Genomic DNA, 21,807 nt, shown 5'->3' on the forward strand with positions numbered 1-21,807 from the left:
ACAACCCGAAAACCGAACGATATGATCCGAAAGATTCTGCTCTCCGTCGCCCTGCTGTCGGCCGGAGGAGCCCTGCACGCACAACCCAAAGTAATCGCCCACCGCGGCTACTGGACCGCTCCCGGATCGGCCCAGAACTCCCTCGCCTCGTTCGCCAAGGCCGACTCGATCGGCGTTTACGGCTCGGAAATGGACGTCTGGCTGACGGGAGACGACAAACTGGTGGTCAATCACGACCAGGTTTACAAGGGAACCGACATAGACATGGCACGCGCCCGGGCCCGGGACATCACGCGGATCGTGCTGCCCAACGGCGAGAACCTGCCCACGCTCGACGAGTACCTCGAGGCGGTGGCGGCCCGTCCCGCCACCCGGCTCGTCCTGGAGACGAAGACGCTCGTCCCCTACCGACGGGAGGACATCGCGGTGGAAAAGATCGTCCGCGCGCTGGAAAGACACGGCCTTACGGAGCGGACGGACTTCATCTCCTTCTCGCTGAACGCCTGTCTGGAGTACCGGAAGCGGCTGCCCGAAGCCAATGTTTACTACCTGGCCGGCGATCTCTCGCCCGAAAGCCTCCGCCGCGTGGCCCTGACGGGTCTCGACTACTCGGCGGGCGTGCTGCGCCAGCACCCCGAATGGATCGAGCAGGCTCACCGGGCGGGACTCGAAGTCAATGTCTGGACGGTGAATTCGGAGGAGGAGATGCGCTATTTCATCGCGCAGGGCGTGGACTACATCACCACCGACTATCCCGAACGCCTGCAAGCCCTGCTGAGGGAGTAGGATTCCCGGAATGACGACACGGAACGGGCGGCAGAGTTTCTGCCGCCCGTTCCGCATTCCCGCCCGCCCGGAGGTGCGTATCCCCGCGAGCGGAACCGCGACGTCCCGCGCCGGGACCTCAGACCTCCACCACCGTCACCTCGATCCCCCGCTCGCGCAGCCGGTCGAGGTAGAGCGGCTGCACCCGGTTGTCGGTGATGATCCGGTCCACGGACTCCAGGTCGCAGATCTTGCTGAAGCCCCGGCGGCCGAACTTCGAACTGTCGGCCAGCACCACCACCTTCTGCGCCGCGTCGATCATCGCCCGGTTGAGCGAAGCCTCGAGCATGTTGGTCGTCGTCAGTCCGAAATCGGGGTCGATGCCGTCCACGCCGATGAAGAGCTTGCTGCAGTTGAAGCTGCGCAGCATCTGTTCGGCGAAGGGTCCCACGACCGAAACCGAGCTGCTGCGGGTGATGCCGCCCAGTTGGATGACGTCCACGTCGGGATCCTGCGAAAGGATCTGCGTCACGGGAACCGACGCCGTGATGACCGTCAGCCGTCCCTGGGGCTTGATCTCACGGGCCAGAAAGGCCATCGTCGTTCCCGACGCGATGATGATCGAGTCGTCCTGCGCGAGGAGCGCCGCGGCCGCGGCCCCGAGCGCCTGCTTCTCCGCCACGTTCTTCTTCTCTTTCTCGTTCACGTGCCGGTCGCTGATATAGGGACTGATCAGGATGGCGCTTCCGTGCGTCCGGTAGAGTTTCTTCTGCTGCTCGAGGAAGGAAAGGTCCTTGCGGATGGTCACCTCCGAAACCCGGAAACGCTCGGAAAGCTGCGTGACCGAGATCGAACCGTATTGCTGCAACAGGGCGAGTATCCTGCCGTGCCGTTCCGGCAGGCTCAAATTGTTTTCTTCACCTGATTTGTTCATATTCCGATAACCCGTTTTGTTGTTTATAGAATGCAATATACGAAAAATAATCCGGAATCGGCAGATTTTTTCGGAATAAAAATCCGCTTCAAGACGATCCGCAACCGAATTCGCAATAATTCAAAATATATTCGATTTCATTTTGAAATACAACAAAACATTCATACCTTTGCACCGAAACAAAATCGAATCACTTCAGACTGACGTATGGAAAGAGCTTCGCAAATCGGAAAATTCTCCGACAGAGACAAGATATGGGACATGGTCGTCGTAGGCGGCGGCGCGACGGGACTGGGCGTGGCGGTGGACGCCGCGACACGCGGCCTGAGCGTCGCATGCCTCGAAAAGAGCGACTTCGCCAAGTGCACTTCGAGCCGTTCGACCAAACTCGTGCACGGCGGCGTGCGCTACCTCCAGAAGGGCGACGTGCTGCTCGTGCTCGAGGCGTTGCGCGAGCGCGGCCGCATGAAGGCCAACGCACCGCATCTGGTCAAGGACCAGGCATTCGTCATCTCGAATTACAGCCATTGGGACAACGTGCTCTACTTCTGCGGGCTCGCGTTCTACGACCTGCTTTCGTTCGGTTTCGGTTACGGACGTTCGAAATTCATCTCGGCGAAGAAGGTGCGGAAATACCTTCCCACGTCGGTGGAGAAGGGGCTGAAGGGCGGCGTGGTCTACCACGACGGGCAGTTCGACGACTCGCGCATGGCCGTAAACCTCGCACAAACCTGCGTCGAACATGGCGGCACGGTCCTCAACCAGGCCACCGTGACGGGGATTCTGCACGATGACGCAGGCCGCGTGGCGGGTGTCCGCTTCACCGACAACCTCACGGGCGAGAGCCGCGAGGTGAAGGCCCGCAGCGTGGTGAATGCCGCCGGGTGCTTCGTGGACGACATAATGCACATGGACTGCCCCGACCACAGCCCGATGGTGACGCCGAGCCAGGGCGTGCACCTCGTGCTGGACCGGAAATTCCTCCGGAGCGATTACGCCATCATGGTCCCCAAGACCTCCGACGGGCGCGTGCTGTTCGCCGTGCCGTGGCACGACAAGGTCGTCGTCGGCACGACCGACATCGTCCGCCCGAAAGCCGAGGAGGAGCCCCGGCCGCTCCGGGAGGAGATCGACTTCATCCTCTCCACGGCGGGACTCTACATGAACCCCGCCCCGACCTACCGCGACATACTCTCCGTCTTCGCGGGCCAGCGGCCGCTGGCAGCACCCAAAAAGGAGGGCAAGAGCACCAAGGAGCTGTCGCGCAGCCACAAGGTCATCGTATCGGACAACGGGCTGGTGACGATCACCGGCGGCAAGTGGACCTCCTACCGCCTCATGGCCGAAGACACCGTGGACCGGGCCATCGCGGAGGCCGGGCTGCCCCGCCGCAAATGCGTCACCCGGAAACTCCGGATTCACGGCTACCGCCCCGATCCCGACCTGAGCAACCACCTCTACGTTTACGGCTCGGACGAGGAGCGCATCCGCGCCCTCATCGCCTCCGACCCGGCATTGGGCGAACGGCTCTCGCCGAAATTCGGCTACACGCTGGCCGAGGTCGTCTGGGCCGTGCGCGAGGAGATGGCCCTCACGGTCGAGGACGTGCTGGCGCGCCGCGTGCGGCTGCTGTTCGTGGACGCCCGCGAAGCGACGGCCGCCGCCCCGAAGGTGGCGGAGACGATGGCCCGCGAGCTGGGCCGCGACCGGGCGTGGATCGACCGCCAGGTGGCGGACTTCACCGCGCTGGCCCAAAACTATATCTTCGAAGAATAACGGCGCCGGAATCGGACGCCGCCCCGCCGCCTACCGGATCGCATAGGCCCTCAGCTCCCGGCTGAGGGCCTTTTCGCGTCCCCCGACCAACCGGTCCACAAGGGCGTGGAACCGCGGCGAATGGTCGTGATGCACCGTATGGCAGAGCTCGTGCACGATCACATAGTCGCGCAGGTGTTCGGGCAGGGTCATAAGGAACAGGCTGAGCGATATGTGGTTCCGCCCCGAACAACTTCCCCACTTCGTCCGCGAGGCGCGGATCGAGAGCTTCGCATACCGTAGTCCCGTCTCGGCGGCGATCCGCCCGATGCGGACCGGAAGATCGGCCTTCGCGGCGCGGCGCAGCATCTCGACACGGACCTTCTCCTCCGCAGGGGGCAGCTGCGGAGGCAAAGCGGCCCGGCGGTGCGAAAGCCGTTCGCGGGCCGCTTCGACCCACGGGATCTTCTCCTCGAGGAACGCCAGCGCCCGCATCTCCGACACGCCGCAGGGATAGACGAGCCGCACGTCTCCCGAAGCACGTACGCGGATCGAGACGCGCCGGGCGCGCGGCGACCGCACGCACTCGATTTCGCCCAGCACCGGATGGGTCATCGCAGCATGACGGCCCGCAGTTGCGCACCGGCGATCCGCCAGCCGAGCGAATCGGTGCGTTCCAGCGAAAGGTCGCTGAAAATGATCCTACACCGCGCATCGCGGTAATCCATCAGCGGCTCGATGTGCTCCCGGCTGTCGCGCAGCTCCTCGCACGAGGCGACGCCGACCCGCGCGAGCTGGCGCGCGAGCAGCTCCGCCCCGGCGATCCGGATCCGTTCGCCGCCGACATCCACCCGCAGCGTGTCGTTCCCGAACTCGGCCCAGGAGGAGTAGCAGGGCAGCCAGAGACGCGAATAGCCGTCGCCGAGCGCGTACTCCGCGTCGTCCGGAAGGTAAAAGAAGCGCGTCGCGCCGCCGTCGGTATCGGCCGCCGGCACACGATCCGTCCATCCCCGCACGTAATCGGCGAAGTCCGAGGGAAAAAGTTCGGCATACCGCTCCGTCGAGCTCAGGCCGAACGCCGCAAGGCGAAGCGTATCCCGCAAATACAGATAGGCAAGCGCCTCGTACAACTCCCGGTAGCGCGCACCGCGCACCGTGTCGGCCAGCGGAACGGGCGTCAGCACGAGACGTCCCGCAGAGTCGAGCCGGTCGAGCGACCGGGCGATACGTTCGGCGCGTGCCTGCTGCGAGCGGACGGCGACCCGTCCGGGCTCCAGCGCAGGGACGTAGGCGACGGCCGCGAAGAGGAACATGGCGAAAAGCACGACCCAGAGGTAGCGTCCCGTGCGGCGCGAAAGGAAGATCGCGAGGCAGAAGGTCATCACGGCGCCGCAAACCACGAGATAGACGCGCGGTTCCGTCAGACCGTATTCGCCCACACGGCGCAGCGTCCCGATCCAGAACAACACCGCCGCGGGCAGGGCGAAGAGGCTCAGCCGGTCGTAGAACCAGCCGTAAATCCGCCGCCCGAGCAACTCCTGCAAAGCCTTGACGGCCAGCGCCACCGACGTGAATCCGAAGACCAGATAGGCCACTCCGCCCTCGGGCAGCGACCACGTGACGAGAATTTTGAACGCATAAAGGTAGAGGATCGCCGCATAGATCAGCACCGCCGGCGAGACGATCCAGTCGAGCAGCACTTCGAGAATGCGCGTTCCGTGTACCTCGGAGCGCTCCCAGCGGTCGAGCATCATCATGAAGAGCAGCGGCACGACGAACGTCGAGGTCACGATCCACGTGTCCACCGCCGCATGCTCGACCCATGCGGCGCCGCCGAATCCGAAGATATAGGCCGCCGACCAGAGAATCGCCTGGAAAAGGCCGAGCGCGACGTAGGCGAAAAGCAGCGCCAGCAGCGCGGCGCGCAGCAGAATCACCGTGTCGAAGACAAAACGGCGGTTCGCCACGGCCCGGCGGCAGGCCAGCAGCGCCAACGGGGTGAGCAACCCGACGGTGATCGCCCCGCGCGCCGAATCCAGCCACGCGCCGAATCCCGGCCACAGGGCCAGCGGCACGAGCGGCGCCCACGCCACCCAGTAGAGCCTCCGCCAGGGCGTCCGTCCGGTCAGCAGATTGACCGCGAGCAGCAGAACGGCTCCCCACCCCACGGCCGCGAGCCGCACGTCCGGCTCCCAATCGCATTCGTAGCAGAGTACGAGTGCCGCGGAAAGCCCCGCCGCAAGCAACAGTTCGACGGGATGACGCCGCAGCACGCCGTGCGCCCCCGTCCGGAACGACGTCCATAAAGATTTGAAATCGAATACCATACCCAGGTCATTTGAGATTAACGATCGTCCCCGCTTTCCCGCACCGCCCGGCTCCGCGGCCCCGGCGTCACTCCCCGATCCGCTGGCGCACCGCCTCGAAGAGCATCACCGCGGCGGCGGCCGAGACGTTCAGCGACTCGATTCGCCCGATCATCGGAATGGCCAGTTGCTCGTCGCAGAGCTTGAGCACCTCGCGCGATACGCCCGTGTCCTCGGCCCCCATGACGATCGCCGTCGGGCGGCGGAAATCGGCGTCGTATAGCAGCTTGCGGCTCTTCTCCGTGGCCGCTGCGACCTGGAAACCCTCCGTCTGCAACTGCCGGAGCGTGTTGCGGACCGACCCCACGCGGCAGACGGGAATCGTCGTCAGCGCCCCGGCCGACGAACGGATCGCCTCGGCATTCACCGGGGCGGAGTTCTTGAGCGGCACGATGAGCCCGTGCGCCCCGGCGCACTCGGCCGAACGGGCGATGGCTCCGAAGTTGCGCACGTCGGTCACGCCGTCGAAGACCACCACCAGCGGCGTCTCGTCCTCCGGAACCCGTTCGAGGATGTCGGCCAGCTCCACATAGGCGATGGCCGCCGTCTGCGCAACGACCCCCTGGTGGTTGCCGCGCGTCAGGCGGTTGAGTTTCTCGACCGGAACCTCCTGCCAGCGCAGGCGATGGCGCATGCAGAGGTCCTTCAGCTCCTGCATCAACGGTCCCTCGGCCCCCTTGCGGATATAGAGTTTTTCGATCTGCCGCCCGGCCTCGACGGCCTCGGCCACGGGACGAATCCCGAATATGAGGTTATTGTCCATAATTGTCCTGTGGTTTTATCGCTTCCGCCGCCGTTTGCCGAATCACTCGCCCTCGGTGATCTCCAGTTCGTAGGAGGCCTTCTCCCACTCGTGCATCTGTCGGTCGTAACGGGTTTTCAGTTCGTTGTAAGCCTTGTAGTCGGCCTCGTCGTAGGCCGTCGCGGCGGCGAACCGCGCGTCGTACTCCGCGATCCGCTTCTCGATGTCGGCCAGTTCCGCCTCGATGGTCTCCACGTTCCGGCGCAGTTTGCGGAGCAGCTTCTCCTGCTCCTTGCGCTGTTCGTAGGAGGCCTTGCCGGCGGAAACCGCCTTCGCGGGCTCCTCCGCAGCGGAGGATTTCACCGGGCCGGATTTCGCGGCGGCCTTCGTCCCGGCCGCACCCCGTCCCGCAGCGCTTCCCGCTCCGGAATCGTTCCCTGCGGCGCCCTTCGCGGCAGCGCCTTTCGGCGACGGGTCGCGCCGCTCGATCTCCCGCAGCGACTCGATCTTGCGCTTTTCGAGGAAGTAGTAGATGCCGCCGAGGTACTCCTTCACCCCGCCGTCGCGGAACTCATAGACCTTCTCCACCATGCCGTCGAGAAATTCGCGGTCGTGCGACACGACGACCACCGTGCCGTCGTATTTCATGATGGCGTTCTTGAGGATGTCTTTCGAGCGCATGTCCATGTGGTTCGTCGGCTCGTCCAGCACCAGCAGGTTGCGCGGTTCGAGCATCATGCGGGCCATCGCCAGCCGCGCCCGCTCGCCGCCCGAGAGGACCTTCACCTTCTTGTCGATGTCCTCGCCGCGGAAAAGGAACGCCCCGAGGATGTCGCGCAGCCGTGTGCGGATGTCGCCCACGGCCACGCGGTCCAGCGTGTCGTACACCGTGAACTCGCCGTCCATCAGATCGTCCTGGTTCTGCGCATAGTAGCCGATATTGACATTGGCCCCGAGGCGGACCGACCCTTCGGTGGGCGTCAGCTGCCCCACGAGCATCCGCGCCAGCGTGGTCTTGCCCTCGCCGTTGCGGCCCACCAGCGCGATCCGGTCGCCCTTTCCGATCGTGAAGTTCGCGCCGCTGAAAACGTGCTTTTCGCCGAACGACATGCCCGCATCGCGGATCTCGGCGACGATCTGCCCCGACCGGGGCGCCGGCGGGAACTTGATGTTGAGCGTGGCGAGGTCCTCCTCCTCGACCTCCAGCCGTTCGAGGCGTTCGAGCTGCTTGATGCGCGACTGCACCTGGTTCGACTTCGTGGGCTTGTAGCGGAACTTCTCGATGAACTCCTCGGTCTTCTCGATCATCCGCTGCTGGTTCTCGTAGGCGGCCAACTGCTGCGCACGGCGTTCGGCGCGCAGCACGACGTACTTGGAATAGGAGACCTTGTAGTCGTAAATCTTCCCGAGCGACAGCTCCACCGTGCGGTTGGTCACGTTGTCCAGAAACGCCCGGTCGTGCGAAATGAGCAGCACAGCGCCGTTGTAGCCGCGCAGGTACTCCTCGAGCCACTGGATCGACTCGATGTCGAGGTGGTTCGTGGGCTCGTCGAGCAGGAAGATCGAAGGCCGGCGCAGCAGCAGCTTCGCCAGCTCGATACGCATGCGCCAGCCCCCCGAGAACTCGCTCGTGGCGCGGCCGAAATCCGAACGCTTGAATCCCAGGCCGAGCAGCGTCTTCTCGATGTCGGCGTCGCGCGTCTCGCCGCCGAGGATGTGATAATGGTCCTGGGCGTCGTTGAGCCGGTGCAGCAACTGCTCGTAAGCGGCGCTTTCGTAGTCGGTGCGCTCGGCGATCTCGCGTGTCAGCGCGTCGATCTCCGCCTCGAGCCGCAGCACCTCTCCGAAGGCTTTGGCCGTCTCCTCGACGAGCGTCGTGGTGTCGGCCACGCGCATCGTCTGCGGCAGGTAACCGATCGTACAGTCGCCGTTGAGCGTCACGGCTCCCGAGGTGGGCTGCTGCTCGCCCGTGATGATACGCAGCAGCGTCGTCTTGCCCGCGCCGTTCTTCCCCACCAGGCCGATGCGGTCCTTGGGGTTTATCAGGAACGAAATATTGTCGAAGAGGGTCCAGCCCCCGTAGCTCACCGTGAGATTGTCGAGAGAAATCATAAATTCGTGAAACTCGTATGCCATAATCCGGAGGGCCCGTGCGGCGAATCCGCTATCCGCCCCGGCATCTCCTCCAAACCTCTTTCCGGCACGCCGCCGTCGTACAGGCCGCCGAAATTCAGCGCAAAGGTAGCGATTTAATCCGATATATCGTATCTTTGCCTCCCGAAACGAACTCCTGTCATGGAAAACCCGGAACGATACCTGCGCTTCGTACGCGAAGCGGAACGCCTGAAAGACACCCTGCGCTCGGCGCATACCTCGCAGGGACGGCACGAAAGCACGGCCGAACACTCGTGGCGGCTGGCGCTGCTGGCCCTCGCGCTGGCCGGCGAAAGACCCGGGCTGGATTCGGAGCGCGTGCTGGGCATGTGTCTGATTCACGACCTGGGAGAGGCTTACGAGGGGGATATTCCGGCCGTCGAGCAGACCGATCCCGCCGCCAAGGCCGCGACGGAGCGGTCGGCGGTCGATCGGCTCACGGCACTGCTGCCCGAAGCCGCCGCACGGCGCATCCGTTCGCTTTGGGAGGAGTACGAGGAGTGCCGCACGCCCGAAGCCCGCTGGGTCAAGGCGCTCGACAAGGCCGAAACGATTCTCCAGCACAACCAGGGCGCCAATCCCGAGGGGTTCGACTACGCCTTCAACCTCGGCTACGGCGCCGCGTGGTTCGGCGGGGATGCGCTGCTGAGCGAACTGCGCCGCCTGCTCGACGAAGAGACCGCACGGCACATTCCTCCCGCCCGCTGATCCCGGTCAGACCGCGAGAATCCGCGCGATCTCCGCCTCGGGGTCTTCGGCCCCGAACACGGCGCTGCCGGCCACCAGCGCATCGGCCCCCGCATCGAAAACCTCGCGGGCGTTGCGTGCCGAGATGCCGCCGTCCACTTCGACGATCGTCCCGAGCCCCTGTTCGCGGATCATCGCCCGCAGCGCCCGGATCTTGTCGAGCGATCCGGGGATGAACGACTGCCCGCCGAAACCCGGCTCGACGCTCATCACCAGCACCAGGTCCACCAGTGGCAGCACCTCGCGCAGCGCCTCGGCCGGCGTGGCGGGTTTGATCGAGACGCCCGCCCGGGCTCCGGCCCCGCGGATCAGCCCGATGCACGCACGCACGTCGGAGACCGCCTCGTAATGGAAGGTGACGATGTCGGCCCCCGCCTCGGCGAAACGGGCGACGTAACGTTCCGGCTCGACGATCATCAGGTGCACGTCGAGACACTTGGCCGTCGCCCGGCGGATCGCCTTCAGCACGGGGAACCCGAACGAGATATTGGGCACGAACACGCCGTCCATCACGTCGATATGGACCCACTCGGCCGCGCTGCGGTCCACCATACGCGTATCGCGGTCCAGATGGCCGAAATCGGCCGAAAGCATCGAAGGAGCTACTATTCTCATCGCATCCGAAATTTATCCGTTTTTCACTTCCGCATCCGCTCCAGCGCGCCGATCTTCCGGCGTATCGCCGCCCCGTTCAGCGCCGTGAGCAGCAGCGCCAGTCCGACGCCGCACAACACCGTAAGGCCCGCACCGGCCGGCACGTACCCCTCCTGCATGGTCTCCAACAGCGGCAGGTAGCGCATCCGGATCGCCCACACGGCGACCAGCGCACCGCACAGCACCGAAAAATTCAGACCGAGCGTCAGCAGCCCGTACGGCAGTGCCACCCGCGCGGGACGGTAACCGATGAGCAGGAGCGTCTCGAGCTTGCGGCCGTTCTTCTGCAACAGCAGGAAGATACTCAGCATCAGGATATAGAACGACATGACGCTGAATACCAGCCCCACGCCCGCCACGCCTGCGGCGGCCAGCCGCACGAAGCGCGCCGCACGGCCGTCGTCGGGTCCTCCGCCCTCGGCTTCGTACCCCTTCCGGCCGAGGTAGGCCGCCACCGCCTCGTCGGCAGGACCTTCGGTCTCCACAATGACGCGCGAAGGCCCCTTCGCCGCCGCGCCGCTGCCGAAACGCTCGTTCGACCAGCGGATGAAACTCTCCGGCACGAGAATCGTATTGAGCCGGTTCGACAGCCCGACGATCCGCCCCCGGAAGTGTTCCGAACGCCCGCGGCCCGAAATCTCCACGCCGAGCGTCACCCGGCGGAACAGCCCCTCGGAAATCTGGGGAAGGCCCTGCGAGCGGGCGAATCCGAAATTATAGAGGTTCAGGTAGTTGCGCGGAATGACAATGGGTATTTCGCGGTCGCCCTCCGCGAAGCGCCACGCGTCGGTCTCGACGTCGAGAAATCCGTCGGGAACCGACTCGAAGAACAGGTAGGTCGAAAACCCGACGCCGCCCGCGCTGACCGAACCCTTCACCCGGTAGTCGGCCGGCGTGAAGACACCGACCTCCCGCACGAAGGGCTGCGCGCGCAGCTCCTCCAACTCTTCGGGAGTGAAGTCGCTGTTTCCGATCCCGATGGCCTGCAGGGTCCCGACCCGTTTCGAGAGCACCAGATAGTCGCCTTCAGCGAACGAATCCGGCCCTTCGAAGACCGGCAGCACGTCGCGGTAGGCTTGCAGGGCGGTCAGCACGACGGTCATTCCCACCAGTCCGGCCAGGGCGAACCCGAGGGTCTGCGCCACGCTCAGGTGGCTGCGCAGGAGTTTCCAGAGCAACGTCATAGGGCGAAGATTTTATCGTAAGGCAGTCCGAGACGGTTGCCGACCGAGGTAACGATGACGCCCGCCCCCTGCCGCCGGGCCTCGGACACGAGCAACTCCGCGAGCACCTCGCCGTTCGCGGCGTCGAGGTGGCTCACCGGCTCGTCGAGCAGCATGAAATCGAAAGGCTGGCACAGGGCGCGGACGAAGGCCACGCGCTGCCGCTGGCCGAACGAAAGCAGTCCGACGGGCGTATCGCGCTTGTCGGCGATTCCGGCCGCCTCGAGCAGCCCGTCGATCCGCTCCGCGGTCTGGAAACGCGTCAGGTCGTTTTTCAGCGCAATGTTCTCCGCCACGGTCAGCTCCCCGAAGAGCCGCAGGTCCTGGAACAACAGGCCCAGCGACGTGCGGCGCACGTCGCCCCACGCCGCGCGGGAAAGCGTGCGGCAATCCACCCCGTCGAAAAGGATGCGACCCGCATAATCCCCCCGGATGCCGTACAGGAAGCTGCACAGCGAGGATTTCCCCGCTCCCGAGACCGCCTCCACCAGGCAGAACTCACCCCGGCGGAAGGTCACCTCGCGCCGCCATATTTCGGAGCGCAGCACCGCCGGCCCGCCGGCTGCGAACGCCGCAGGCAGCACCCCCTTCAATTCGATCTTCTCCATCGCACTCCGTCCATAATGCCGGGAAGCGGCCTTCCGTCGCCGGAGGCCGCTTCCGCATGCCGTTCGCTACTCCTGTGGCAGGGCCTCGCGGATCAATCCGTCCGCCGTCGAACAGATCGTCTCCAGCGCATTGCGCTCCTTGTCCGCCATCTCGACCACGACCTTGCCGCCGTCCTTCGCACCCCATGCCTCCATCCGGTCGAACATGCCCAGCAGGGTCATTCCTACGGCCGCCTGGGGAGCCCGCACGTCGGTCAGGGTCCCGAGCAGGGCGTTCAGCCCCTTGAAATCGAAACAGAAACTCGACCACTGTCCGGCGAACACCTCATCGCATCCGGCCATCGCGTCGATCTTCGTCCCGTCGAGCGCCGTCTTCACCGCCGCGTCGGTAGTGAAATAGAGCACCCCGTCCTTCACGCCGAAGAACGCCGAAAGGGTTCCCAGCGACACCGTATAGGCCCCTTCGCCGGTCTTCACGAGCGGCATTCCGGGCAGGTTGGCCACCAACTGGTCCACGACCGACGGATCACCGACCTCGGCCAAAAGCGACGCCACCGGATAGCTGCCGCCGGGAAGCATTCCCGAGAAGAGCAGCAGCAGGTCGCCGTCGAAAGCGTCCATCACCTGCTTGACCATCGGATTGGCGAGCAGCATTCCGTAACCGGGCATCTGCGAAAGCATGGCATAGAGTTCCGAACCGTTCAGTCCGCAGCCCAGCGCCGCGACGGTCGATGCGGGCGCATACTTCAGCAGCGAGCCTTTCTGGGGCTTCACATAGGTGTAGAACGACGCCAGCTCCTCCTCGGCCTCCTTCGAATCGAAGGCCATCGAACCGTCGGCGACGATGCGGCCCTTCTCGAAATTGACCGACCCGAGCGCCTTCACGCCTTCGAGCGCCCCGGCCATCGGCAGCGACGCCAGCATCGGATTTTCCTGCACCAACACCCCGTAGGAGACAGCCACGTTGATATCGTTCTTCTCGCTGAAAAGCCGCTCCACGGCGGCGTTCCCCACGAGACTCTCTTCGCGCTTCTGGGCGAACAGCCCCTTGACGCGGGACAGCGTCTCCTCGTAGGCATCCTGCGCGAAATAGAGCATGCAGGCCGCCCCGTCGTAGGCGCACAGGCCGCTCACACCCTCCTGCTCGCCGATGCGGACCACCGAAAGCTCCCCTTCGCGCACGGTCTCCGAACCGCTGCGGGTATTGATCCGGTCGATCAGCGTCTCGAACTTCGTCAGATCGCCGATCGGCAGCAACATACCGCCCCGCACCACGGGATTCGCGGCGCTCAGATTCTCCGGCGAGAGGAACAGGTAGGCGTCGCGCGAGCCGTCGATTCCCGTCTCCTCCGGATTCTTCAGCAGGGCCAGGCAATACGCCTTCTCCTCGGCCGAAAGGCCCTCCATGCCGTTCAGCTCCTTCTCGATGCGGAGACAGAGCGGATGCTGCGACATGTCGCCCATGCCGCTCTTGGCCGCCAGTTGCGCGGGGTTGAACGACATCGTCACGAACGCATCGGCCGGCAGGGCCGTGCGGTAATCGGCTTCGCTGCCGCAGGCCGCCGTCAGAGCCGCGACCGCCGCGAGGCAGGCCGCCTTACAGGTTGTGAAAAAATGTTTCATAGTTTTCGAATTAAAATGGTTTTCTCCAATGCGGTACACGGCACGGCGATCCGTTTCCGGCCGAAACCCCGCGGGTTTCCGCCGCGTGTCTGTCCTTTTAATAGTGTCAAAGATAGAAAAAAGCGCGGACATTCGCAAACAATTCGTGCGGCGCGCCGGCCGGAATGCCGCGGGAAAGGGAAAAGAGCCGTCCGCGAAGGCTCGGGGAACCGGACTTTTCCGTATATTTGCACCGTCCCGCACAACGAAGCCACGCGATTCATGGAACTGCACACCGACGCCAAATCCCGTATCGAAGCGGTGGACGCCCTGCGGGGGTTCGCCGTAATGGCCATTCTTCTGGTACACAACCTGGAACACTTCATCTTTCCGGTCTATCCCGCCGACTCCGCAGGCTGGCTCGGCACGCTGGACCAGGGTGTATCCGACGTCGTGTTCAGTCTGTTCGCCGGCAAGGCCTACGCCATTTTCGCCCTGCTGTTCGGCTTCACGTTCCACATCCAGGCCGACCGCCGGAAGAGAGAGGGACGGGATTTCGGCTACCGTTTCCTCTGGCGGCTGGTGCTGCTGGCCGGATTCGCCGCGCTGAACGCCGCCTTTTTCCCCGCGGGCGACGTACTGCTTCTGTTCGTCGCGGTCGGTCCGGTGCTCTTCCTCACGCGGCGCTGGAGCGACGGAGCGCTCCTCGCCGCAGCCGTGGTGCTCCTGTCGCAGCCCGTCGAGTGGTATCATTACTTCGCCTCGCTGGCGGACCCGGCGCACCGGCTGCCCGACTTCGGAGTGGACGCCCTGTATGCGGAAGCGGCCGAATATACGAAAGCCGGGGATTTCGGACGCTTCCTCGCGGGCAACCTCACCCTGGGCCAGAAAGCCAGCCTGCTGTGGGCCGTGAACGCCGGGCGGTTCGTCCAGACCGCCGGACTGTTCCTTCTGGGCTGCTACATCGGCCGGAAGCGGCTTTTCGAGCCCTCCGGGGAGCACTTCCGCGTTTGGGTGCGGATACTGATCTGCGCATCCGTCGCCTTCGCTCCGCTGTACACGCTCCGCCAGACGGCCATGGAAGGAGACGCGATCGTGCGGCAAACCGTCGGAACGGTCTTCGACATGTGGCAGAAACTGGCCTTCACGCTGGTCCTCGTCGCCTCGTTCGTCCTGTCGTACCGGAACGGGAAATTCGCCGAAGCCGTCGGCGGCCTGCGGTTCTACGGACGGATGAGCCTGACGAACTACATCGCGCAGTCCGTCCTGGGAGCCTTCGTCTATTTTCCCTTCGGACTGTACCTCGCACCGCATTGCGGCTATACGGCCAGTCTGGCGATCGGCCTTCTCATCTTCCTGTTGCAGATGCGGTTCTGCAAACGGTGGCTGTCCGGGCACCGGCAGGGTCCGCTGGAATACGTCTGGCACCGCTGGACCTGGCTCGGAGCGAAACAAACACCCCGCAACCCGGCCGGAAGTGGTTTTTCCGGGAATTAATCGTTACATTTGCCGAAAAGATCACCCGAAGAACATGTCCCCGACACTCCTGCTTTCGTTTCTCGCCTGCGGTCTCGCGGCGCTTTCAATCCTGCTGCTGCGGCTGTGGCGCAGGGACTCGCAACGTCATGCGGCCTACCGCAGCGAATCCGAGGCGCGCGAACGCGACGCCGCGGCGCGCCTGGCGGCGGCGGAGGCCCGTCTGACCGCCGCCGCCGAGGCGGCCGGAACGGCCGGAGAGACGCAGCGGCAGCAGGAGGAACGCATACGCCGCCTCACGGAGGAGCGGATGCGGTCGGAAGCCGAGCTGGCGGCGCTGCGCGCCTCGTCGGAGGCCGAAATCACGGCCCTGCAGGAAAAAATAGCCGAACAGCACGCCGCACAAAAAGCCGAACGGGAGACGACCGAGGAGCGGTTCCGCGCGCAGTTCAGGAACCTCGCCACGGAGATCCTGGGCGAGCAGTCGCAGCATTTCCGGCAGACGAGCCGGGAGTCGATCGACCTGCTGCTCAAACCCTTCCGGGACAACATCACCGACTTCCGGCGGCGTGTCGAGGAGATCTACACCACGCAGACCTCGCAGCGCGGCGAACTGCGGGCCGAGCTCAAACGGCTCATGGAACTCAACCAGCACATTTCGACCGAGGCGCAGAACCTCACGCAGGCACTCAAAGGCAACTCGAAGGTGCAGGGCGACTGGGGCGAGATGCTGCTCGAAACGATCCTCGACAACTCGGCCCTGACCAAAGGCATCCACTACGAGACGCAGTACAACGTCAAGGACGAGGAGGGACGCAACCTGCGGCCCGACGTGGTGCTGCACCTGCCCGAGAAGAAGGACATCGTCATCGACTCGAAGGTGTCGCTCACGGCTTTCGTGGCCTACACCGCGGCCGCGACCGACGAGGAGCGGCGGCGCGCGCTGGCGGCGCATGTCGCCTCGGTGCGCCAGCACGTCGCCGAACTGGGGCGCAAGGAGTACCAGCGGCGGTTCAACTCGCCAGACTTCGTTATCCTGTTCGTCCCCAACGAACCGGCCTTCCTCGCGGCCTTGCAGAGCGACCCGGCCATCTGGTCGGATGCCTACGAACGGAAGGTGATCGTCTCGTCGCCGACGAACCTCTTCGCCCTGCTCAAACTCGTGGCCGACCTCTGGAAATACAACGACCAGGACAAGAACACGAAGGAAATCGCCGCCTGCGGGCTGAAGCTCTACGAGCAACTGGTGGCCTTCACCTCGTCGCTCGAAGGGGTCGGCACGGCCCTCGGCAAGGCCCGCGACGCCTACGAGGACGCCTACAAACGCCTCTGCACGGGCAACGACAACATCGTCCGCGTCGGCGAACGGCTGCGCCGCACGGCCCGGCTCCAGACCAAGCGCCGTCATTCGGCCCGCACGCTCGAACTCTCCGGCGACGACGCGGCGGAAGCGCTCTCCGAAGCGGACGCCGCACCGCAGGCCGGCATCCCGCAATCCGGCGCCGATGCGACCGACACCGGCATCGCCGGAACATCCGAAACAGCCGTTCCCGGCAAGTCCGAAACCCCGGCTGCCGCCGATCCGTCCGAGGCGTCCGCTTCCGAGGCGCTGTAACCCGGAATCCGCCGTCCTCCGGCAGGGTCCGGACCGGACCGCGAAAACCGGGCCCGGGCAACGGGCAAGAAGCCATCCGGTCCCGCAAAGCACATCCGGCCGCACAAAAAAGCGGTCCGGAGCCAACGCTCCGAACCGCTTCATCCGATCCTCCGACGGGAACGGCCCCTTCATTCCGGCTGCTGTTCGTCCCGGTCGTTCACCGGCCGCTCTCCGCCGCCCGTCGTCACTTCCCTCCGTTCCGGGAGCGCAGCGCAACCCCCGTCCCGGCCGCTTCACCGGCCGTACACCCGCGCAAGCGACAGGCGAGCCCCGGCGCGGCATCGCGCCCGAGCGTCTCCGTCAGGTCGTCCCATGCGTCGGCGACCCATCCGACCCGGCCGCGGCACGTCCGCAACAAACCGAGCGTCCAGACCTTCACCGACACCGGCATCGCCGGATCGACCGCCCACTGCATCGCGGCTTCGGCTATGCGCCCCAGCTCCTCCCCGCCGCAAAGCCTCTCCTCCCTCACGAGCAGGTCGGCCATGATCTTCGCGAAGAGCCGCCGCCGGCCCGGATCGGACGCCGCGGCGAAATCCCTCCGGCAGAAACTCCCGGCATGGGGCATGAAACGGTCGCGGGCCCCGAAATAGATGCGTTCCAGCACCCACGCCCCGCGGAAGAGCACCCTGCGCCGCAACGGCCGGGGCAATCCCTCGTCCGGCTGCGTGGCCAGCCGGTACAACTCCCCGACAACCCCGTCTCCGTCCTCGGCACAGACCCTCCGGGCCGTCCGGTCGGCCGTATCCGCCCCGAAAGGTCCCATGAGCAGCCCGGCCAGCTCCCCGCGCGTCACAACAGTTTCTTCTTCGGAGTCGTGACGACAAAATCCTTGAGATAGAAGGGCTCGAAATAGGCCACGTCCTCCGTGCGCCCCTCGTCGAAGACCCGCTGCGCCAGCCGCGCCAGTCCGCGGGCCGAGGGGGTCACCTCGACGAAAACGGCGTCCGGCAGCACCCCGGCGCACTTGCGGGCGCCGCTTCCGAAAATGACGAACGGCCGGCCCTGCGACCGGAACGAGGCGAAACTCCCGCCGTCGATCACCTCGGCCGACACGCCGCTCTGCGGCCGGCCTTCGGCGTCGAACACCTGCGCATAGACCTCCATGCGCCGGGCGTCCACCATCGGGCAGAGAAACGCCCGTTCCCACTCCCCGACCGAGACGATCCCCGCCTCGTAATCCTCGCGGGCCACCTCGGCCAGCGCATCGAGCGACCCGACCGAGAGCAGCGGCTTGCGCAGCCCGTAACAAAGCCCCTTGGCGAACGAGACGCCGATGCGCAGTCCCGTATAGGAACCGGGCCCCTTGCCGACGGCCACAGCGTCCAGGTCGTCGGGTGCGATGCCCGTCTCCCGCAGCAACTCATCGACGAAAACGCCCACCTTGCGGGCATGGTCGCGCCCCTCGTCGCTCTCGCGCAGCGAAAGCAGTTCGCCGTCCCGGGCGATTCCGACCGAACAGATATCCGTGCCGGTCTCGATGCAAAGAATCAATGCCATATCTTTCCGTTTCGTTTTCAGTCCGTTACACTCGGCGGAAACATGCCCGCCGCATCTTAAATCACCCCGAAATGCTCCAGCGCCTTCCGGATGCCGTCGTCATCGACCGAGGCGGTCACGAAATCCGCCGCCGAGACCGCCTCCCCGCAGGCATTGCCCATGGCGACGCCCGCCCCTGCGGCCCGCAGCATCGGAACGTCGTTGCCCCCGTCGCCCACGGCCATCAGCTCGTCGGCCCGCAGGCCGTACTCCCGGGCGAAGGACAGCATGCCCGTCGCCTTGTCCACGCCGCGCACGTTTATGTCCGTGAAGATCGGACACCAGCGGTTCGCCGCCAGCGAAGGCAACTCGGGCATCACCCGCCGCTCGGTCTCCGCATCGAGGTAGAAACACATCTGACAGCATCCGCCGCGGTCGAAGAGCGCCCGCAGGTCGGCCACTTCGGGAACCGGATGCGCCACCATGCGCGCCAGCTCCGGCACGGACGGGGTCATGCGATTGACGAAGACGCCTTCATCCAGTTCGAGCGCGAGGGCGAAGCCCAGCTCGTCGGACAGGCGCAGGGCCCGTTCGAAATCGGCGCGGGGAATCAGGCTGCGGCTCACCACACGGCCGTCGGAAGCCACACAACAGGAGCCGTTGAGCGCCGCCACACCGTCGTAGGGAATCCCGGCGAGCGGCTCCAGATCGCCGGCCGTGCGCCCCGTGGCGATGAAGAGCCGCACCCCGCGCGCATGAGCCGCGCGGAGCGCCCCGACCGCCGAACGAGGCACCTCGTGTGTCCGGAAGCTGACGAGCGTCCCGTCCACGTCCAGGAAAACCGCCTTTATCATCGTCTGTAATTTTTCATCGCCTTGTCCATCTCCCGCTTCGCGTCGTTCTCCTTCAGGTACTCGCGCTTGTCGTACGACTTGCGGCCGCGCGCCAGCCCGACGACGACCTTGGCCAATCCCCGGTCGTTCAGGAACAGGCGCAGCCCCACGATCGTCAGTCCGCGGTCCTGCGAAGCGCGCCGCAGCTTCTCCAGTTCGCGCGCCGTGAGCAGCAGCTTCCGGTCGCGGCGCGGCGCGTGGTTGTTGCACGTGCCCCAGGCATACTCGGCGATATTGATGCCCCGCACCCAAAGTTCGCCCTTGTCGAAATAACAGAACGTATCGACCATCGACACCTTGCCCGCACGGATCGACTTGATCTCGGTCCCGGCCAGCACGATGCCCGCCGTGTACTCCTCGAGAATCTCGTAGTCGAACGTGGCGCGCTTGTTCCGGACGTTTATCTTCTTTTGTTCATTCATCGTTCAAAACGGTACGTTAATTGCATTTTTCCCTGCCGGGCGGGGATCGGGTCAGATAACTGATTCATTTATCTTCGATATGTTTTTACACATCTTTCTGTTTATTTTCTGTTTGCACACGGTATGCGCAGGGATGCGCGTACGCCCCGGCTCCCGCCCTTTTTTCACAAAATGAGCCGCTGGAGCCTGCGGGCGATCGACACCTTCACCTTGTTCAGTCCCGACAGCCGCTGCAACAACGCCACCTGCTCCTCCTCGGGCAGGCTCTCGTCGCCCAGCTTCGCCTGCAACTCCTTGATCATCTCCTCCACCACCTTCGACTTGTAGAGCGTCACGGCCTTCGGCACTCCGACGGCCAGCATCTCGGCGTCGCTCTCCACGTGAATCTCCTTGCGCCGCCACAACTGGCTGGGCACGTAGTTGTCGTCCGAGGTGAGAATGTCCACCGAGGCGTTGCACACCTCCGGGTCGATGTGGTTCAGGAAACAGTGCGCCGGGACCTCCGTCCCCGTACCCAGCCGCTCCCACTGTCCGCGGTAGGTCTCCATGATTTTGGCGTACACCGGGTTGCGGAAAACGATATTGTCCCGCCCCAGCTCGTCGAAGACCACCTCCGCGACGTTGCACGCCACCATCGTCCGGCCCTCCTTGAAGTCGAACGAACAGTGCCCGTACTTGAGCAGGTATTTCACGATCTCGCGCTCCAGCGCCTCGAAACCGCTCCCCGCCTCGACCTTCCGCACATACTCCACCTCGGGCTGCGCCGCCTCCCGCTGCCGCTGTGCGGCCTGCCGGCGCAGGAACTCGTCCGCCTCGCGGTCGCCCGACGTGGTGAGCCGCTTGCGGGCCACCTCCGAGATGAGGATATTCTCGTCGATGTCCATGATCCGCGCGCACTCCTTGACATAGACCGACCGCTGGATCGGGTCGGGAATCTGCGCGATCGACTGCACCATGTCGCCGATCAGCGCCGCCTTGCGGATCGGGTCGCCCTCGGCGTCCTGCAACAGCAGGTTGGCCTTGAATTCGAGAAAATCCCGTTCGTGGTCGCGGATATACGCCTGCACCTCGGAGGCCGTATGGCTGCGGGCGAACGAATCGGGGTCTTCGGGCTCGGGCAGCAGCACCACGCGCACGTTCATCCCCTCCTTGAGAATCATGTCGATACCGCGCAACGAGGCGTGGATACCCGCCGAGTCGCCGTCGTAGATCACCGTGATGTTCTTCGTGAAGCGTCCCAGCAGCCGGATCTGCTCCGTCGTGAGCGACGTTCCGGACGACGCCACGACGTTCTCGATCCCGGCCTGGTGCATCGAGATCACGTCGAGGTAGCCCTCCACCATGATCGCAAAATCCTGCTGCTGGATGGCCCGCTTGGCGAAGTACAGTCCGTACAGCTCGCGTTTCTTACTGTATATTTCGCTCTCGGGCGAATTCTGGTACTTGGCAACCGTCTTGTCGGTGCGGAGCGTGCGGCCGCCGAAGGCCACGACGCGGCCCGAGATGTTGTGCACGGGAAAAATCACCCGGTCGCGGAAACGGTCGTAGAGCGACCCGTCGCGCTCGCGCGCCAGCGAAAGGCCCGTCGAGAGCAGGAACTCCTTCTTATAGCCCGCCGCCAGCGCATCCTTCGACATGCGGTCGCCCTTCGCCGGGCAGAACCCGAGGCCGAACTTGCGGATCGTGGCGTCGGTCAGTCCGCGCGCCTGCCGGAAATAGGCCAGTCCGACACTCTGCCCCTCGGTCTCGCGGTGCAGGTAATTGGCGAAATACTCCGCGGCCCAGCCGTTCAGGACGAACATGGATTCGCGGTCGTCGTTGCGGCGGATCTCCTCCTCCGAAAGCTCCTTCTCCCGGACCTCGATGCCGTAGCGTTTGGCCACCATCTTCAGCGCCTCGGGATAGGTGATGTTCTCGTGCTCCATCAGGAAAGTCACGGCATTGCCGCCCTTCCCGCAGCCGAAGCACTTATAGACGCCCTTCGAGGGCGAGACGACGAACGACGGGGTCTTCTCGTTGTGGAACGGGCAGCACGCCTGATAGTTCACGCCCTTGCGTTTGAGCGTGACATAATCGCCGATAATGTCCACGATATTCGCGGCGGCGTAGATGCGATCTACCGTTTCCCTGTCGATCATAGCCTACAAAGGTACGAATCGCCGCGAAATATTGAAAACGAAAAGCGAAAAAATCCCCTTCGCCCCGCCGGCCGGCCCCTGAGAGCGGTCCCGCCGCCGGATCGGGTCCGCCGGACGACACCTGCCGGCAACCCGCATCCCGGCCGGGACGGAACCCGTCCCGCCGTTGCGCAAGACCCGGGAAGGAGTCAA

At 64.9% G+C, this 21,807-nt stretch carries 19 protein-coding genes; 5 read left to right on the plus strand and 14 right to left on the minus strand.

Annotation, left to right across the window (positions count from 1 at the left end; translation table 11 throughout):
* Positions 1–21 precede the first annotated feature (21 nt).
* The gene (locus KB554_RS02505; RefSeq protein ID WP_211034870.1) at positions 22–786 is read left to right on the plus strand and encodes a glycerophosphodiester phosphodiesterase family protein; all 765 of its coding nucleotides are present in this window, start codon (positions 22–24) and stop codon (positions 784–786) included.
* A 118-nt stretch (positions 787–904) separates the two neighbouring features.
* Here the strand turns inward: KB554_RS02505 and KB554_RS02510 are convergent, their stop codons facing one another.
* Positions 905–1,699, minus strand: coding sequence for a DeoR/GlpR family DNA-binding transcription regulator (locus KB554_RS02510; RefSeq protein ID WP_141429444.1), 795 nt, complete (start codon positions 1,697–1,699; stop codon positions 905–907).
* 207 nt (positions 1,700–1,906) lie between these two features.
* Here KB554_RS02510 and KB554_RS02515 point away from each other — a divergent pair, with 207 nt between their 5' ends.
* The gene (locus KB554_RS02515; RefSeq protein WP_211034871.1) at positions 1,907–3,475 is read left to right on the plus strand and encodes a glycerol-3-phosphate dehydrogenase/oxidase; all 1,569 of its coding nucleotides are present in this window, start codon (positions 1,907–1,909) and stop codon (positions 3,473–3,475) included.
* Positions 3,476–3,505: 30 nt separating this feature from the next.
* Here KB554_RS02515 and KB554_RS02520 read toward each other — a convergent pair whose 3' ends face one another.
* The 4 genes from KB554_RS02520 to abc-f all read right to left on the minus strand — a co-directional run bounded on the left by KB554_RS02520 (position 3,506) and on the right by abc-f (position 8,674).
* On the minus strand, positions 3,506–4,069 hold the full coding sequence (locus KB554_RS02520) for a YgjP-like metallopeptidase domain-containing protein (RefSeq protein ID WP_211034872.1): 564 nt from the start codon (positions 4,067–4,069) through the stop codon (positions 3,506–3,508).
* Positions 4,066–5,781, minus strand: a complete 1,716-nt coding sequence (locus tag KB554_RS02525) for a DUF4153 domain-containing protein (RefSeq protein ID WP_211034873.1) — start codon at positions 5,779–5,781, stop codon at positions 4,066–4,068. The genes KB554_RS02520 and KB554_RS02525 overlap by 4 nt, the downstream gene beginning before the upstream one ends.
* Before the next feature lie 67 nt (positions 5,782–5,848).
* The gene (gene rlmB / locus KB554_RS02530; protein ID WP_141429436.1) at positions 5,849–6,583 is read right to left on the minus strand and encodes a 23S rRNA (guanosine(2251)-2'-O)-methyltransferase RlmB; all 735 of its coding nucleotides are present in this window, start codon (positions 6,581–6,583) and stop codon (positions 5,849–5,851) included.
* A gap of 42 nt (positions 6,584–6,625) precedes the next feature.
* Positions 6,626–8,674, minus strand: coding sequence for a ribosomal protection-like ABC-F family protein (gene abc-f / locus KB554_RS02535; RefSeq protein ID WP_141429434.1), 2,049 nt, complete (start codon positions 8,672–8,674; stop codon positions 6,626–6,628).
* 183 nt (positions 8,675–8,857) lie between these two features.
* On the opposite strand from abc-f, the gene KB554_RS02540 reads away from it, so the two are divergent.
* Positions 8,858–9,424: an HD domain-containing protein gene (locus KB554_RS02540; RefSeq protein WP_141429432.1), complete on the plus strand. Its 567-nt coding sequence runs from the start codon at positions 8,858–8,860 to the stop codon at positions 9,422–9,424.
* Between the two features lie 6 nt (positions 9,425–9,430).
* Here KB554_RS02540 and rpe read toward each other — a convergent pair whose 3' ends face one another.
* The 4 genes from rpe to KB554_RS02560 form a co-directional block, all read right to left on the minus strand.
* Entirely contained in the window at positions 9,431–10,078 is a 648-nt protein-coding gene (gene rpe, locus KB554_RS02545; protein ID WP_141429429.1) for a ribulose-phosphate 3-epimerase, read from the minus strand.
* A 23-nt stretch (positions 10,079–10,101) separates the two neighbouring features.
* Positions 10,102–11,301, minus strand: coding sequence for an ABC transporter permease (locus KB554_RS02550; RefSeq protein WP_211034874.1), 1,200 nt, complete (start codon positions 11,299–11,301; stop codon positions 10,102–10,104).
* Positions 11,298–11,948, minus strand: coding sequence for an ATP-binding cassette domain-containing protein (locus KB554_RS02555; protein ID WP_211034875.1), 651 nt, complete (start codon positions 11,946–11,948; stop codon positions 11,298–11,300). The genes KB554_RS02550 and KB554_RS02555 overlap by 4 nt, the downstream gene beginning before the upstream one ends.
* A gap of 66 nt (positions 11,949–12,014) precedes the next feature.
* Entirely contained in the window at positions 12,015–13,571 is a 1,557-nt protein-coding gene (locus KB554_RS02560; RefSeq protein WP_211034876.1) for a DUF4836 family protein, read from the minus strand.
* A gap of 261 nt (positions 13,572–13,832) precedes the next feature.
* Here KB554_RS02560 and KB554_RS02565 point away from each other — a divergent pair, with 261 nt between their 5' ends.
* Both KB554_RS02565 and rmuC read left to right on the plus strand, forming a co-directional pair.
* Entirely contained in the window at positions 13,833–15,047 is a 1,215-nt protein-coding gene (locus KB554_RS02565) for a DUF418 domain-containing protein (protein WP_211034877.1), read from the plus strand.
* A 34-nt stretch (positions 15,048–15,081) separates the two neighbouring features.
* Positions 15,082–16,641 carry a DNA recombination protein RmuC gene (gene rmuC, locus KB554_RS02570; protein ID WP_211034878.1) on the plus strand — a complete coding sequence of 520 codons (1,560 nt, stop codon included), beginning with the start codon at positions 15,082–15,084 and terminating at the stop codon, positions 16,639–16,641.
* A gap of 226 nt (positions 16,642–16,867) precedes the next feature.
* Here rmuC and KB554_RS02575 read toward each other — a convergent pair whose 3' ends face one another.
* The 5 genes from KB554_RS02575 to dnaG all read right to left on the minus strand — a co-directional run bounded on the left by KB554_RS02575 (position 16,868) and on the right by dnaG (position 21,615).
* A complete protein-coding gene (locus tag KB554_RS02575) occupies positions 16,868–17,479 on the minus strand; it encodes a hypothetical protein (protein ID WP_211034879.1) in 612 nt (203 codons plus the stop codon).
* Entirely contained in the window at positions 17,476–18,183 is a 708-nt protein-coding gene (gene tsaB / locus KB554_RS02580; protein WP_141429418.1) for a tRNA (adenosine(37)-N6)-threonylcarbamoyltransferase complex dimerization subunit type 1 TsaB, read from the minus strand. Before tsaB ends, KB554_RS02575 begins: the two co-directional genes overlap by 4 nt.
* A 56-nt stretch (positions 18,184–18,239) precedes the next feature.
* A complete protein-coding gene (locus KB554_RS02585) occupies positions 18,240–19,016 on the minus strand; it encodes an HAD hydrolase family protein (protein ID WP_141429416.1) in 777 nt (258 codons plus the stop codon).
* Positions 19,013–19,477: an SsrA-binding protein SmpB gene (gene smpB / locus KB554_RS02590; protein WP_141429414.1), complete on the minus strand. Its 465-nt coding sequence runs from the start codon at positions 19,475–19,477 to the stop codon at positions 19,013–19,015. The genes KB554_RS02585 and smpB overlap by 4 nt, the downstream gene beginning before the upstream one ends.
* Before the next feature lie 164 nt (positions 19,478–19,641).
* The gene (gene dnaG / locus KB554_RS02595) at positions 19,642–21,615 is read right to left on the minus strand and encodes a DNA primase (protein WP_141429413.1); all 1,974 of its coding nucleotides are present in this window, start codon (positions 21,613–21,615) and stop codon (positions 19,642–19,644) included.
* Between the last annotated feature and the right edge of the window lie 192 nt (positions 21,616–21,807).

The sequence above is a fragment of the Alistipes sp. Marseille-P2263 genome (assembly GCF_018101075.1).
Lineage (GTDB): Bacteria > Bacteroidota > Bacteroidia > Bacteroidales > Rikenellaceae > Alistipes > Alistipes dispar.